This window comes from Streptomyces dysideae (genome assembly GCF_001514305.1).
Lineage (GTDB): Bacteria > Actinomycetota > Actinomycetes > Streptomycetales > Streptomycetaceae > Streptomyces > Streptomyces dysideae.
The window spans coordinates 141,953-156,116 of the sequence record NZ_KQ949094.1 but is presented as its reverse complement, the minus strand read 5'-3'; the positions used below and the strand labels follow the sequence as shown (position 1 = coordinate 156,116).

General features: G+C 71.8%; 13 protein-coding genes. 11 read left to right on the top strand and 2 right to left on the bottom strand.

The genetic code is table 11. The annotated features are described in order from the left end of the window. Window positions 1–37: 37 nt before the first annotated feature. From gatC to gatB, 4 genes are read left to right on the top strand one after another with little or no spacing between them, the layout of a single operon-like run. Window positions 38–334 carry an Asp-tRNA(Asn)/Glu-tRNA(Gln) amidotransferase subunit GatC gene (gene gatC / locus AQJ91_RS28335; RefSeq protein WP_007384860.1) on the top strand — a complete coding sequence of 99 codons (297 nt, stop codon included), beginning with the start codon at window positions 38–40 and terminating at the stop codon, window positions 332–334. A 5-nt stretch (window positions 335–339) separates the two neighbouring features. Then, window positions 340–1,848: an Asp-tRNA(Asn)/Glu-tRNA(Gln) amidotransferase subunit GatA gene (gatA, locus tag AQJ91_RS28330; protein ID WP_067027124.1), complete on the top strand. Its 1,509-nt coding sequence runs from the start codon at window positions 340–342 to the stop codon at window positions 1,846–1,848. Next, window positions 1,845–2,087 carry a hypothetical protein gene (locus AQJ91_RS28325; protein ID WP_067027122.1) on the top strand — a complete coding sequence of 81 codons (243 nt, stop codon included), beginning with the start codon at window positions 1,845–1,847 and terminating at the stop codon, window positions 2,085–2,087. Before gatA ends, AQJ91_RS28325 begins: the two co-directional genes overlap by 4 nt. Before the next feature lie 15 nt (window positions 2,088–2,102). Further along, the gene (gatB, locus tag AQJ91_RS28320) at window positions 2,103–3,617 is read left to right on the top strand and encodes an Asp-tRNA(Asn)/Glu-tRNA(Gln) amidotransferase subunit GatB (RefSeq protein WP_067027120.1); all 1,515 of its coding nucleotides are present in this window, start codon (window positions 2,103–2,105) and stop codon (window positions 3,615–3,617) included. A gap of 62 nt (window positions 3,618–3,679) precedes the next feature. Here gatB and AQJ91_RS28315 read toward each other — a convergent pair whose 3' ends face one another. Then, window positions 3,680–4,483, bottom strand: a complete 804-nt coding sequence (locus AQJ91_RS28315; protein WP_067027118.1) for an SAM-dependent methyltransferase — start codon at window positions 4,481–4,483, stop codon at window positions 3,680–3,682. A gap of 188 nt (window positions 4,484–4,671) precedes the next feature. Here AQJ91_RS28315 and AQJ91_RS28310 point away from each other — a divergent pair, with 188 nt between their 5' ends. From AQJ91_RS28310 to AQJ91_RS28280, 7 genes are all read left to right on the top strand, one after another. After that, window positions 4,672–4,977 (top strand): hypothetical protein, encoded by a 306-nt coding sequence (locus AQJ91_RS28310; protein ID WP_067027116.1) that lies wholly within the window; start codon window positions 4,672–4,674, stop codon window positions 4,975–4,977. A 190-nt stretch (window positions 4,978–5,167) separates the two neighbouring features. Further along, window positions 5,168–7,450: an MMPL family transporter gene (locus tag AQJ91_RS28305; protein ID WP_067027114.1), complete on the top strand. Its 2,283-nt coding sequence runs from the start codon at window positions 5,168–5,170 to the stop codon at window positions 7,448–7,450. Further along, window positions 7,428–8,000: a GNAT family N-acetyltransferase gene (locus tag AQJ91_RS28300; RefSeq protein ID WP_067027112.1), complete on the top strand. Its 573-nt coding sequence runs from the start codon at window positions 7,428–7,430 to the stop codon at window positions 7,998–8,000. The genes AQJ91_RS28305 and AQJ91_RS28300 overlap by 23 nt, the downstream gene beginning before the upstream one ends. Before the next feature lie 35 nt (window positions 8,001–8,035). After that, on the top strand, window positions 8,036–8,623 hold the full coding sequence (locus AQJ91_RS28295; protein WP_067027110.1) for a hypothetical protein: 588 nt from the start codon (window positions 8,036–8,038) through the stop codon (window positions 8,621–8,623). A 197-nt stretch (window positions 8,624–8,820) separates the two neighbouring features. After that, the gene (locus AQJ91_RS28290) at window positions 8,821–9,006 is read left to right on the top strand and encodes a hypothetical protein (RefSeq protein WP_067027108.1); all 186 of its coding nucleotides are present in this window, start codon (window positions 8,821–8,823) and stop codon (window positions 9,004–9,006) included. Window positions 9,007–9,083: 77 nt separating this feature from the next. After that, window positions 9,084–12,155: a helix-turn-helix transcriptional regulator gene (locus AQJ91_RS28285; RefSeq protein ID WP_067027199.1), complete on the top strand. Its 3,072-nt coding sequence runs from the start codon at window positions 9,084–9,086 to the stop codon at window positions 12,153–12,155. Between the two features lie 81 nt (window positions 12,156–12,236). Continuing rightward, the gene (locus AQJ91_RS28280) at window positions 12,237–12,428 is read left to right on the top strand and encodes a DUF6191 domain-containing protein (protein ID WP_067027106.1); all 192 of its coding nucleotides are present in this window, start codon (window positions 12,237–12,239) and stop codon (window positions 12,426–12,428) included. Between the two features lie 48 nt (window positions 12,429–12,476). Here the strand turns inward: AQJ91_RS28280 and AQJ91_RS28275 are convergent, their stop codons facing one another. Further along, window positions 12,477–13,679 (bottom strand): PQQ-dependent sugar dehydrogenase, encoded by a 1,203-nt coding sequence (locus AQJ91_RS28275; protein WP_079085238.1) that lies wholly within the window; start codon window positions 13,677–13,679, stop codon window positions 12,477–12,479. Window positions 13,680–14,164: the final 485 nt, after the last annotated feature.

Below are 14,164 nucleotides of genomic sequence, written 5' to 3'. Positions count from 1 at the left end.
CCCCAAACCACACACACTCACCCCAGAGGAACGCTGCATGCCTGGCATCACGCGCGAGGAGGTCGCCCACCTCGCCCGGCTGGCGCGTCTGGAGCTGAAGCCCGAAGAGCTCGAACACTTCGCGGGACAGCTGGACGACATCATCGGCGCGGTCGCCCGCGTCAGCGAGGTCGCCGACCAAGACGTACCGCCGACCTCGCACCCGCTCCCGCTGACGAACGTCATGCGGGCGGACGAGGTCCGTCCGTCGCTCACCCCCGAGCAGGCGCTCTCCGGCGCCCCGGCCCAGGAGCAGCAGCGTTTCAAGGTGCCGCAGATCCTGGGGGAGGACTAATCACGATGACGGCCAACAAGATCGAATACTGCGTCAAGCTCACCGCGGCCGAGACCGCCGCGAAGATCGCCTCCGGCGAGCTCACGGCCGTCGAGGTCACCGAGGCCCACCTGGCCCGGATCGAGGCCGTCGACGAGAAGGTGCACGCCTTCCTGCACGTCGACCGCGAGGGCGCCCTCGCGCAGGCCCGCGCCGTCGACGAGAAGCGGGAAAGGGGCGAGAAGCTCGGCCCCCTCGCCGGCGTCCCGCTCGCACTCAAGGACATCTTCACCACCGAGGGCATTCCGACGACCGTCGGTTCGAAGATCCTCAAGGGCTGGATCCCGCCGTACGACGCGACCCTCACCAAGAGGCTGAAGGCCGCCGACGTCGTCATCCTCGGCAAGACCAACATGGACGAGTTCGCCATGGGGTCGTCGACGGAGAACAGCGCCTATGGCCCGACCGGCAACCCCTGGGACCTCACCAAGATCCCGGGCGGCTCCGGCGGTGGCTCCTCCGCCGCGCTCGCATCCTTCCAGGCGACCCTCGCCATCGGCACCGACACCGGCGGCTCCATCCGCCAGCCGGCCGCCGTCACCGGCACGGTCGGTGTGAAGCCGACGTACGGCGCCGTGTCCCGCTACGGCATGGTCGCCTTCTCGTCCTCCCTCGACCAGGGCGGGCCCTGCGCCCGTACGGTCCTGGACGCGGCCCTGCTGCACGAGGTCATCGCCGGGCACGACCCGCTCGACTCCACCTCCATCGACGCCCCGGTCCCGCCGGTCGTCGAGGCCGCCCGCAACGGCAGCGTCGAGGGCATGCGCGTCGGCGTCGTCAAGCAGTTCCGCGGCGAGGGCTACCAGGCCGGCGTCATCCAGCGGTTCGACGAGTCCGTCGCGCTGCTGGGGGAGCTGGGCGCCGAGATCGTCGAGCTGGACTGTCCGTCCTTCGACCTCGCGCTCTCCGCGTACTACCTGATCGCGCCCTCCGAGTGCTCCTCCAACCTCGCCCGCTTCGACGGCCTGCGCTACGGCCTCCGTACCGGCGACGACGGCGCGCACTCCGCCGAGGAGGTCACCTCCCTCACCCGTGAGGCGGGCTTCGGCCCCGAGGTGAAGCGCCGCATCATGCTCGGTACGTACGCGCTTTCGAGCGGCTACTACGACGCGTACTACGGCAGCGCCCAGAAGGTCCGTACGCTCATCACCCGCGACTTCGAGAAGGCGTTCGAGCAGGTGGACGTCATCGTCTCGCCGACGACGCCGACCACCGCCTTCCCGATCGGCGAGCGCGCCGACGACCCGATGGCGATGTACCTCGCGGACCTGTGCACCATCCCGACCAACCTCGCGGGCAACGCGGCCATGTCGCTGCCCTGCGGGCTCGCCCCGGAGGACAACCTCCCGGTCGGCCTGCAGATCATCGCCCCGGCGCTGCAGGACGACCGGCTGTACAAGGTCGGCGCCGCCGTCGAGGCCGCCTTCGTGGAAAAGTGGGGGCACCCACTGCTCGAGGAGGCTCCGTCGCTGTGAGTAAGGCACTGTCCAAGGCCAAGGGCTTCAAGAAGTCCAAGTCCGGTACGTACCTGTCCATGGTCACCACCGCGGCCGGCGCGATCAGCGTCGTCAAGCAGGCCAAGAAGGCCCGCACCGAGAACGACACGCTGCGCCTCATCGACGCCGCCGTGTCCGCCGCCGCGATCGTCACCGGCCTCGCCATCCTCTACCGCGAGCTGAAGCGGCTGGGCGACGACGACGTCCTGCTGGGCTGAGAGGGAAGTTTCACCGTGACCACCACGACCGACCTGGTGTCGTACGAGGACGCGCTGGCGTCGTACGACCCCGTCATGGGCCTCGAGGTCCATGTCGAACTCGGCACCAAGACCAAGATGTTCTGCGGCTGTTCGACCGCGCTCGGCGCCGACCCGAACACCCAGACCTGCCCCGTCTGCCTCGGCCTGCCCGGCGCGCTCCCGGTCGTCAACGCGACCGGCGTCGAGTCCGCGATCAGGATCGGTCTCGCGCTGAACTGCGAGATCGCCGAGTGGTGCCGCTTCGCCCGGAAGAACTACTTCTATCCGGACATGCCGAAGAACTTCCAGACCTCCCAGTACGACGAGCCGATCGCCTTCAACGGCTACCTCGACGTCCAGCTGGAGGACGGCGAGACCTTCCGTGTGGAGATCGAGCGCGCCCACATGGAGGAGGACACCGGCAAGTCGACCCACGTGGGCGGCGCGACGGGGCGTATCCATGGCGCCCTGCACTCGCTCCTCGACTACAACCGCGCGGGCATCCCGCTGATCGAGATCGTCACCAAGCCGATCGTCGGTGCGGGCGAGCGCGCTCCCGAGGTGGCGAAGGCGTACGTCCGTGAGCTGCGCGAGCTGATCAAGGCGCTCGGCGTCTCCGAGGCCCGCATGGAGATGGGCCAGATGCGCTGCGACGTGAACCTGTCGCTGCGCCCGAACGGCACCGAGAAGTTCGGCACCCGCTCGGAGACGAAGAACGTCAACTCGCTGCGGTCCGTGGAGCGCGCGGCCCGCTTCGAGATCCAGCGGCACGCGGCCGTGCTGAGCAGTGGCGGCACGATCATCCAGGAGACCCGGCACTTCCACGAGGACACCGGGTCGACGACCTCGGGCCGCGTGAAGGAAGAGGCCGAGGACTACCGGTACTTCCCCGAGCCGGACCTGGTGCCGGTGGCCCCCACGCGCGCGTGGGTCGAGGAGATCCGGTCCGCGCTGCCCGAGCTGCCGCTGGTCCGCCGCAACCGGCTCCGCGAGGAGTGGGGCATCTCGGCGACCGACATGCAGTCGATCCTCAACGCCGGGGCGCTGGACCTGATCGTCACGACGATCGACGCCGGTGCCGACGCGGCCGCCGCCCGCAAGTGGTGGATGGGTGAGCTGGCCCGCAGCGCCAACGAGTCGGGCAAGGCGCTGGACGAGCTGGCGATCATGCCGGAGCAGGTCGCCCGGGTCACGGCCCTGGTGTCCGAGGGCTCCCTGAACGACAAGCTGGCCCGGCAGGTCATCGAAGGCGTCCTCGCGGGCGAGGGCACCCCGGACGAGGTCGTCGACAAGCGTGGTCTGAAGGTCGTCTCAGACGAGGGCGCCCTCACGGCCGCCGTCGACGAGGCCATCGCCGGCAACCCGGGCGTCGCGGACAAGATCCGCGGCGGCAAGGTGGCCGCGGCCGGTGCCCTGGTCGGCGCGGTCATGAAGGCCACCCGCGGGCAGGCGGACGCGGCCCGCGTCAAGGAGCTGATCCTGGAGAAGCTGGGCGTCAGCGAGGGCTGAGGCTCGTACGTCACACGCCTGGGGGGACGCACCGGTGACGGTGCGTCCCCCCAGGCGCGTTGTCAGATGCGACGTCCTACCAGCCGTACGAAACCGAGAGACCGCCCCGCGTCCGCGCGCACCATCTCGCCGACCTCGCGGGACATGCGTACATGGAACTCGTCAGAGCTCTCCTCGGCGACCACATCGCACCACAGCAGCCAGTCCTTCCAGCCGTCCGGCTGCCAGTCGGCCGCCTCGACCTCCCCTGCGCCACTGCGCGTCCACTGGCGCCGCCACCAGTCGGCGGAGTGGAAGCTCCAGAAGCCGGGCTCCCACCAGGGCTTGAGGTGCTCCGGAGGCTCGGTGCCCTCCGGTTCTTCGCGCAGTGCCGGTACGACGACACCGATCCGCCCGCCGGGCTTCAACAGCCGTGTCAGGGTGGGCAGATAGAGGTCGTTCGTGCCGAAGTACTGGTACGCGTCGATGCTCACGATCGCGTCGAAGCTGCCCTCGGCGAACGGCAGGTCGTGCGCCTCGGCGTGCACGGGCAGCACCCGGTCGGCGAAACCGGCCTCGGCGATCCGCTCGGCGTTCTCGTCGGGCTTGATCCACAGGTCGGCCGCGGTGACCTGGGCGTCGTACTCCCGGGCGAGGAAGACGGAGGTCATCGCCCGGCCGCAGCCCAGGTCGAGGACGCGAGCACAGGGGCGCAGGCTGTCCAGACCGAGGGCGGGCGCGAGCCACTCCAGCAGCCACAGCGCGTTCGGGCCCATCTGGTTCTCGATGACCCAGCGCGGGTCGTAGTTGTTGCTGCGCGGGTAGCGGGCGTGGGTCAGCCGCTGGGTGAGGTCCTCACTCGAGGTCCTCGAGGTGTTGTCTGGCATCGGTGAACGGGCTCCTTGAGTCCGGGGAAGCGGAAGGGGATACCGAGGAGCTCGGCCGGACGCTCATTCAATGCACCTGCTCAGGTCGGCGGCGAGGTGCCGCGAGGGCAGCGGACCTTCGGAAGCTAACAGCCGGCCGCACCGCCCCGCATCCGGTTTCTCATCCGGACGCGCTACGCTCGCCCGCGATGAGTGGACGCGGAGATTCCGAGACAGGCGAGACCGAGGAGGCCGCCGCCGACCCGGCGCAGGAGGCGCAGCGGGCCCGCTGGATCGCGGTCGCGACCGGCGCGCTGCTGGCCCTCGCGGGCCTGGCCGCCTCGACGCTCCGCGTGTCCGGTTCCGCACCCGCTCTCGTCCCGGCCGCCTACGCCTTCGGGGCCGTCGTCTGCGCACTCGCCTCCGTCCTCGGCTCGCGCGGGCGCACCCGCCGGGCGCTGTGGCTGCTGATCGCCGGGGTGATGGTGATGGCGCTCGGGGACCAGTTCGACTGAGGCGACAGAGTGCGCCGGACTGTCCTGTGAGGTGTCTCGCAGTCCTGTGAGTAAACCCACGATCACCGCAAACGATCTCTTTCGGCTGTAACAGTGGCTTCATATTGCTCATGCGTTCTTTGCGGGCTGTTCACTTCATGAACGACTGTTCCCGGCCAAAGATCCACACATCGCCCCTGGGAGCACATTCGTGGCAGCCCTTGCACGCTGGTGTGTCCAACGCCGCCTCGTCGCGGTTCTGCTGTGGCTCCTCGCCTTCGTCGGGGTGACCGTGGCCGCCGCCGTCATGGGGTCCGCCTACTCCAACGACTACGAGGTCCCCGGCACCGAGTCGGGCCGCGCCACCCAGCTGCTGGCCGAGGGCTTCCCGGGCCTCGGCGGCGACAGCGACACCGTCGTCTGGCACACCACGAACGGCACCGTCCGCGCCCCCGACGTCGAACAGACGATGACCCGCACCCTGGACGAGATAGCCGACCTGCCCGGAGTGGCCGCCGTCACCGGCCCCTACGACGAGCAGGGCGCGGACCGGGTCAGCGCCGACGGACACACCGCGTACGCCACCGTCACCTTCGACGACTCGGCCGAGAACATCGACCAGGGCGAGGCCCGGGCCGTCGTGAGCGCCGCCAAGGCCGCCGAGACCGACGGGCTCCAGGTGGAGCTGGGCGGCAGCGCCATCGCGCTCACCGAGCCGCAGGGCGGGCACCTCGCCGAGGTGGTCGGCGTGGCCGTCGCCGTCGTCGTGCTGTTCCTCGCCTTCGGCTCGCTCGCCGCCTCGCTGCTGCCCATCGCGACCGCACTGGTCAGTGTCGGCACCGCGTACGCCGGGATCGTGCTGCTCGGGCACGTCATGACCGTCGCCGACTTCGCGCCCATGCTGGGCATGCTGATCGGGCTCGGCGTCGGCATCGACTACGCCCTGTTCATCGTCACCAGACACCGGCACGGACTGAAACGCGGGCTGTCGGTCACCGAGGCGGTCACCAACGCCGTCGCGACCACCGGACGGGCGGTCGTCTTCGCCGGTGCCACCGTGTGCATCGCCCTGCTGGGGATGCTGATCCTGCGGCTGAGCTTCCTCAACGGTGTGGCGATCGCCGCGTCCCTGACCGTCGTCCTGACGGTTGCCGCCTCCGTGACGCTGTTGCCCGCCCTGCTGTCCTTCATCGGCATGCGCGCCCTCAGCCGCCGCGAACGGCGGCACCTGGCCGAGCACGGGCCCGAACCCGAGCTGCCGACCGGGCTCGCCGCCCGCTGGTCGGCGTTCGTGGAGCGCCACCCCAAGCTGCTCGGCGCGATCGCCCTGGCCGTCATCCCCGTCCTCGCGCTGCCCACCCTCGGCCTCCGCCTCGGCACCTCCGACCAGGGCAACAACCCCGAGACGTCGACCACCCGCCAGGCCTACGACCTGCTCGCTGGGGGCACCTCCCGCTCGAGCGCAGCCGAGAGTGGGGGAGGCTTCGGACCCGGCGTGAACGGCCCGCTGACGCTGGTGACGCACGTCGACGGCGCCGAGGACAAGCTCGCCCTCGACAACCTCGACGCCACCCTCCGCACCACCGACGGCGTCGCCTCGGTGACCCCGGTGACCTACAACTCCGGCGGCGACACCGCGTACCTCACCGTCGTCCCCGAGTCGTCCCCGCAGTCCCGGTCCACCAGCGAACTCGTCGACAAGCTGCGCGGCGAGGTGCTGCCGCGCGCCGAGACCGGCACCTCGCTGGACGTGCACGTGGGCGGGGTGACGGCCGGGTACGACGACTTCGCCGAGGTGATCGTCGGCAAGCTGCCGCTGTTCGTCGGGGTCGTCATCGGCCTGGGCTGTCTGCTGCTCCTGCTCGCCTTCCGGTCCGTCGGCATCCCGCTGAAGGCCGCCGCGATGAACGTGGCCGCCGTCGCCGCCGCCCTCGGAGTCGTCGTCGCGATCTTCCAGTGGGGCTGGGGGAGCGAACTGCTGGGGCTGGGCCGCGCCGGGCCGATCGAGCCCTTCCTGCCCGTGATCATGGTGTCGGTGCTCTTCGGGCTCTCCATGGACTACCAGGTCTTCCTGGTCAGCCGGATGTACGAGGAGTGGCTGGAGACCGGCGACAACCGCCGCGCCGTCCGGGTCGGCCTCGCCGAGACCAGCCGGGTGATCAACTCCGCCGCGGTCATCATGATCTCGGTCTTCCTCGCCTTCGTCCTCAGCGGCGACCGGGTGATCGCCATGTTCGGCATCGCGCTCGCCGCCGCCGTCGCCCTGGACGCCTTCGTGCTCCGTACGCTCCTCGTCCCCGCCCTCATGCACCTGCTCGGCGGCGCCAACTGGTGGCTGCCCCGCTGGCTCGACAAGGGCCTGCCCCGCATCAGCATCGAGCCGCCCGAGGCCCGCGCCGCCCATGAGAGGCTGGCCGCCGCGACGGACGCCGAGGCGGCGGACGTCCTGGCGGAGGAGGAGCGGCAGCGGGATGTACGCGATATCGCTGGGTGACGGAGCCGAACTGCGCCCCCTGGAGCCCTGGCACGCCGAGGAGTTCCTCGCGCATCTGGACCGGGGCAGGGAGTTCATCGGGCAGTTCATCCCCTTCGGGTCACAGGCCACGGACGTGGCCTCCGCGCGGGACACCCTTCAGAGGTACACCGAGATGCGCGCCGCCGACACCGCCTCCTACCACGGCGTCTGGCTGGACGGAAAACTCGTGGGCGGGGTGCTCACGCTGAACTTCGACGCGGCGCAGGGCAACTGCGAGGTCGGGTGCTGGCTGGAACCCGCCGCGACCGGCCGAGGGCTGATCACGCGCGCGATGCGGGTGCTCATCGACTGGGCGGTCGAGGAGCGCGGCATCCACCGCGTCGAGTGGATCGCCGCGTCCGGGAACGTGCCGAGCCTGAACGTCGCCCGTCGGCTGGGCATGACCCGCGATGGGGTGCGCCGGGAGAGCCACCCCTATGGTGGGGTGCGGCACGACCTCGAAGTCTGGTCCGTGCTCGCGCCCGAATGGCGCGAGGCACGCGCGCGTGCCGCTCACAGCGTTCATTAAGCAACCTCTCAGAGAGCGTCCGTACCGTGCGAGACATGGGAACCAAGACAGTGGACGAGACCGGCGCCGAGGCGCAGACCGACGAGGGCAAGGTGGACCCCACGAAGGCCACCAAGGCCGGCGAAGCCGACGACGTGACGGAGACGGAGACCGACGCCGAAGTCGACGCCGAAGGCGCGGACGACGACGAGGAGTTCGTCGCGGAGTCCCCGGCCACGGAGGACGGCTCCGCCGGTGTCGGCCTGGGCGCGGGCGCCGTCGTCTCCGCGGCCCTCGGCCTCGTGTCGCTGACGGGCGGCTGGATCGGTACGGTCGCCTCCGCGCGCGAGACCCTCATCGGGCAGCTGGAGACCTCGTCGAACGCGAGCGTCGCCACCCAGATCGAGGCGGTCTACGGCGACGCCTGGCAGACCAGCGCCCTGTGGGCCGGCCTGTTCGCGCTGCTCGCGCTGATCGTCGGCGTCGTGGTGCTGGCCCGGCCCGCGTTCGGCGCGCCCGGCAGGACGCAGGCCCCGTGGATCAAGTCGGTCGCCTGGGCGGGCGTCTCGCTCGGCGTCATCGGCCTGCTGCTGGCCGTCCTCAAGTACACCGACGCTCTGCTGGGACTGCCCTCCGCAGGCTGAATCACCGCAGGCCCCGAGGGGTCTCAGTGCTGCCGTAGGCACCTTAGGCGGCCACTGAGGCCCCTCACGCCTGTCTAAGGCCCCGCCCACCGCCGAAGATGCGGAACTCTCCCGATGTGGCGGACCCCCCTGGGAGACGAAGGTTGAGGCATCGCACCGAGCGAAGCCGAAAACCCGCCTCTCACAAGGGACACACCATGTACGAGTACGAGCTCCAGAAGTTCCGTTCCGCCGAACTGATCCGCCGGGCCGAGCAGGAGCGGCTGGCCCGCGAGGCCGTCCGCGCCCGCCGCGCCGCCCGCCGCGAAGCCACCCGGCGCACCGCCGAGGGGGAGTCGCATACCTCCGGCCCCCGCAGGCACTGGTTCACCCGAGCCGCGTGACCGCGGCGGGCGGGGACGACGGCCGAACGGCCGCCGTCCTCCCGAAAACCGGTGCCGGACTGTCGGACCCGCATGCGATGCTCTGGCTCGTGGAGACCAGGTCCGTCAGTCCGGTTTTCGTCGGCCGCGCCGATGAACTGCAGACGCTGAACGACGCGCTCGCCCGCGCTGCCGCGGGCGAGCCGCAGGCGTTACTGCTCGGCGGTGAGGCCGGCGTCGGCAAAACCCGGCTCGTGGAGGAGTTCGCCACCGCCGCGGGATGCGTCGGCGCCGTCGTCGCGCTCGGCGGCTGCGTCGAGATCGGCGCCGACGGGCTGCCGTTCGCCCCGTTCTCCACCGCACTGCGCGCCCTGCACCGGGCGCTGCCCGACGCACTGGCCACCGCGGCCGCCGGCCAGGAGGAGGAACTGGCCCGGCTGCTCCCCGAGTTCGCCGAAGCGGGCCCGGGCCGGCACGAGGAAGAGGGCATGGCCCGGCTCTTCGAACTCACCGCCCGCCTGCTGGAGCGCGTCGCCGCCGACCGCACCGTCGTCGTCGCCCTGGAGGACCTGCACTGGGCCGACGCCTCCACCCGCCACCTCCTCGCCTACCTCTTCCGCACGCTCCGCACCGGCCGCCTCGTCGTCCTCGCCACCTACCGCTCCGACGACATCCACCGCCGCCACCCGCTGCGCCCGCTGCTCGCCGAACTCGACCGGCTGCGCACCGTGCGCCGCCTCGAACTCGGCCGGTTCAACCGCGCCGAGGTGGGCCGCCAGATCGCCGGCATCCTCGCCGCCGAACCCGCCCCGGCCCAGGTCGACGAGATCTTCGAACGCTCCGACGGCAACGCCTTCTTCGTCGAGGAACTCGCCGTCGCCGCCCACGAGGGCTGTGCCACCGGCCTCACCGACTCCCTCCGCGACCTGCTGCTGGTCCGCGTCGAGGGCATGCCCGAGAGCGCGCAGCAGGTCGCCCGGATCGTCGCCGAGGGCGGCTCCACCGTCGAGCACCGGCTGCTCGCCGCCGTCGCCCGGTTCGCCGAGGACGACCTCATCGAGGCGCTGCGCGCCGCCGTGCACGCCGGCATCCTCGCCCCCGCGCCCGACGGCGACGGCTACCGCTTCCGGCACTCCCTGGTCCGCGAGGCCGTCGGCGACGACCTGCTCCCCGGCGAACGCTCCCGCCTCAACCGCCGCTACGCCGAAGCCCTGGAGGCCGACCCGACGCTCGTCCCCGCCGGCGAACGCGTCATGCGCCTGGCCAGCTACTGGTACCGCGCCCACGAGGCCGCCAAGGCCCTGCCCGCCGTCCTGGAAGCCTCCGTCACCGCCCGCCGCCGGCACGCCTACTCCGAACAACTGCGGCTCCTGGAACGCGCGATGGAGCTGTGGGACACCGCCCCCGAGGACATCCGCGCCGCGCTGCGCCCCGTCGACTACACCGAGGTCTACCCTCCCCCACTGTCCGAAAGACGTGGGGGGACCCCCAGCGGCTGCGACCCCGCCACCGCCCCGCTGCGCTACCTCGACCTGATGGCGGAGGCCGCCGTCGCCGGACGGCTGTGCGGGGAACGCGAACGCGCCCTGAAGATCACCAAGCGGGCGCTGCGGCTGCTGGACGACGACCCCGACCCCCTGCGCGCCGCCTGGTTCTGGGTCCAGCGCTCCCGCCTGGTCCAGTCCCTGGCCCGCGGCGACGGCTGGCAGGAACTCGGCACCGCCCAGGAGCTGGTGCGGGGCCTGCCGCCGTCCGAGGTGCACGCCGAGGTACTGGCCATGGTCGCCGGCTGGTCGATGCTCCACGAACCCGGCCCCGAGGCCGTCACCGCCGCCGAGCGGGCCGTGGAGTACGCGCGCATGGTGGGCGCCTCCGACATCGAGCTCAACGCGCGGCTCACCCTCGGCGGGCTGATGGTCGACGCCGGGGACATCGAGGCCGGCCTCGCCGAGATGTACGAGGTCAGGGACCTGGTGGTGGAACAGGGCCGCACCGGAGTGCTGGGCCGCAGCCACATCAACCTGCCCTCCTCCCTCGAAGGCGTCGGCCGCTCCGAGGAGGCGGTCGGCATCCTGCGCGAGGGCGTCCGCCGCACGGAGCGGGCGGGGCTGCTGGAGTCCCAGGGCTGGGTGTGGTCCAACCTCGCCGAGTCGCTGTACTCCCTGGGGCGCTGGGACGAGGCCGTCGAGGCCGCGATGAAGGCCCGCACCACCGCACCGGCTGCCAAGCCGAGCGGCGGCGGCTGCTTCCACTGCGCCGCCATCCAGTTCGCCCGCGGGCAGGTGACCGAGGCCGCACGGCTGCTCGCCGAAGCCCGCGCCTCCTACGGCACGCACGACCCCATGCCGCAGAACAACCTCCCCCTGGCCCGCCTCGCCGTCGGCATCGCCGCCGCCGAGGGCCGCCTCCCCGACGCCCGCGCCGAACTCGACCGCGCCCTGGACACCGGCTTCCCGCCCGGCACCCAGCGCTTCGCCTGGCCGCTGTTGCTGGCCGCCGCCGAGGCCGAGGCCGGCGCCCGCGGACTGCCCGCGGCGGAGGCGGGCCGCGCCGAGGTCCTCCAACGCCTCTTCCACGCCGCCAAGCACCTCACCACGGACGCCCCGATCTGGCTCGCCCACGACAAGTGGATCCGCGCCGAGCTCCACCGCGCCGAGGGCCGGGACACCCCCGACGCCTGGTCCGACGTCGTCAGCGCCTTCGAGGCCCTGGAACGCCCCTACGACCTCGCCCGCGTCCGCCACCGCCTCGCCGAGGTCCTCCTCACGGCCGGCGGCGAGGACGAACGCGACCGCGCCACCGCACTGCTCCGCCTCGCCCACGCTGTCGCCGCCCACCTCGGCGCCCGCCCCCTGACCGACGCGGTCACCCTCCTCGCCCAGCGCGCCCGCCTCCCCCTGACCCCCGCCCCGGACCACCGGACGGCCCCCACCGACCCCGCGGACTCCCTCGGCCTCACCACCCGCGAACGCGATGTCCTTCGTCTGGTCTCCGCGGGCCGCACCAACCGCCAGATAGCCGAGGAGCTGTTCATCTCGCCGAAGACGGCCAGCGTCCATGTCTCCAACATCCTGGCCAAGCTGGGCGTCTCGGGGCGGGGCGAGGCGGCGGCGGTGGCGCATCGGATGGGGCTGTTTCCGGCCGACATGACCGGGGCTCCCGCGGTGTGAGCCCCGGTGTGAGCCCCTGTCCGGCCCCGAGCCGTCCCGCCGGGCGGGACGTACGCTGGTCGGGACGGGCAGGGAGGCGCCGTGTTCAACGCGTTCGAGGAACTCTTCGCACCGGGCCGCAAACACACCCGCGACGAACAGAACCGCCTGGCACTGACCCGCGAGGACGTCGGAGACGGCGACCCCGGGCGGGGCCCGATAGACCTCACGTCCGGAAAGGTCGTCGTACGCCGCCCCGAGCCGGACGAGGACACCGCCCCCGCCGAGGAGTGAGCGGCGCGCCCTGTGACCGAGCGGCGGCCCTACGACTGAGCGGCGGCCTTAGCTCACCTGCACCTCCAGAATCCGGTCGTCCCCGCCCTCCGGCGACCCCCGCCCGTCCGTCTCGCTCGTCATCAGCCACAGCTTGCCGCCGCCCGCCGAGACCACCGTGCGCAGCCGGCCGTACTCGCCCTCCAGGAAGGCCTGCGGGTCCGCCGACGCCTCCGTGCCCTTCAGGGGGATGCGCCACAGGCGCTGGCCCTTCAGGCCCGCCATCCAGATGGAGCCCTCGGCGTAGGCGATACCGCTCGGAGAGGCGTCGTCCGTGCCCCACTGGGCTATCGGGTTGTGGAACGCCGCGTCGTCGGACCTGCCCTCGGCCTGCGGCCAGCCGTAGTTGTCGCCCGGCTTGATCGCGTTCAGCTCGTCCCAGGTGTCCTGGCCGAACTCCGAGGCGAACAGCCGCTGTTTGGTGTCCCAGGCCAGGCCTTGGACGTTGCGGTGGCCGTACGAGTACACCGGGGAGTCCGGGAACGGGTTGCCCGGTGCCGGCTCGCCCTCCGGGGTCAGGCGCAGGATCTTGCCGCCCGGGGACTCCTTGTCCTGGGACAGGCCTGTGTCGCCGCTCTCGCCGGTGCCCGCGTACAGCATCTTGTCCGGGCCGAAGGCGATCCGGCCGCCGTTGTGGACGAAGCCCTTCGGGATGCCCCTGAAGATCGTGTCCGGCGCGCCCAACTGCGCGCCGGACGGCTTCTGCTCGTCGTACAGCATGCGGACGATGCGGTTGTCGGAGGCCGAGGTGAAGTACGCGTAGACCATGTGGTCCGAGGCGTAGTCCGGGGACAGTGCGAGGCCCATCAGGCCGCCCTCGCCCGCCGGTGACACCCCCGGCACCTCGCCCACCTCGGTCTTCTTGCCGGTCTCCCCGTCGACCCGCGTGAGCGTGGCCTCGTCGCGGGACGAGACCAGCAGGTCGCCGTCGGGGAGCGGGGCCAGGCCCCAGGGCGTCTCCAGGCCCTCGGCGACCGTGCGCAGCACCTTGACCGAGCCCTTCGCGGGTGGGGCGTCGTCGGCCGCCTGCCGGGTGGGCGAGGCGCCCGAGGCCGTGCTGCCCGGCGCCGTGCTCTCACCGCCGCCGGGCGATCCCCCGTCGTCCGAGGAACATCCGGCCGTCATCAGGAGCGTGGCTACGGCCAACACGGCCGTCACAGCTCGACGTTGCACGATCATGGTCCCTTCGACGCGGCGGGTTCTACCTGTCATACACCGCTCGCGCCTCACAGGTTCCCGATCCATGAACCTCGAACCACCACCACCGACAGACCAGCACGGTTTCAGTCCCGGGTCCGGCGATTTTCGGCCTCCGGGCTTGCGCGCCCGACGATCCCGCCCCGACCTGGGGCTTTCACCGTCGGGGAGTGTGCTGGGCTTCGCGGGCCGTGCCTGGGTGGTCGTGGCTGCGGGCCTGGTGGGTGTCAGCCTCTGGGAGGCTGCGGGTCTTCAGCGCTGGGGGTCCGTGCGGGGGTGGGTGCCCTGGGCCTGGCGGTGCTCAGCCTCTCGGACCCTGGCGGTCTTTGGCGTTGCGGCGCCCGTGCCTGGGTGGTCCCGCCCCTGACCTGGCGGCTCTCACCGTCGGGGGTGTGTTGGGCTTCGCGGGTCCCGTGGCTGCGGGCCTGGTGGGACTTGGCCCTGGGTGCCTGTGGTCTTCGGCGTCGTGGCGCTCGTGCCTGAGCGGGTGCCGCTGGGCC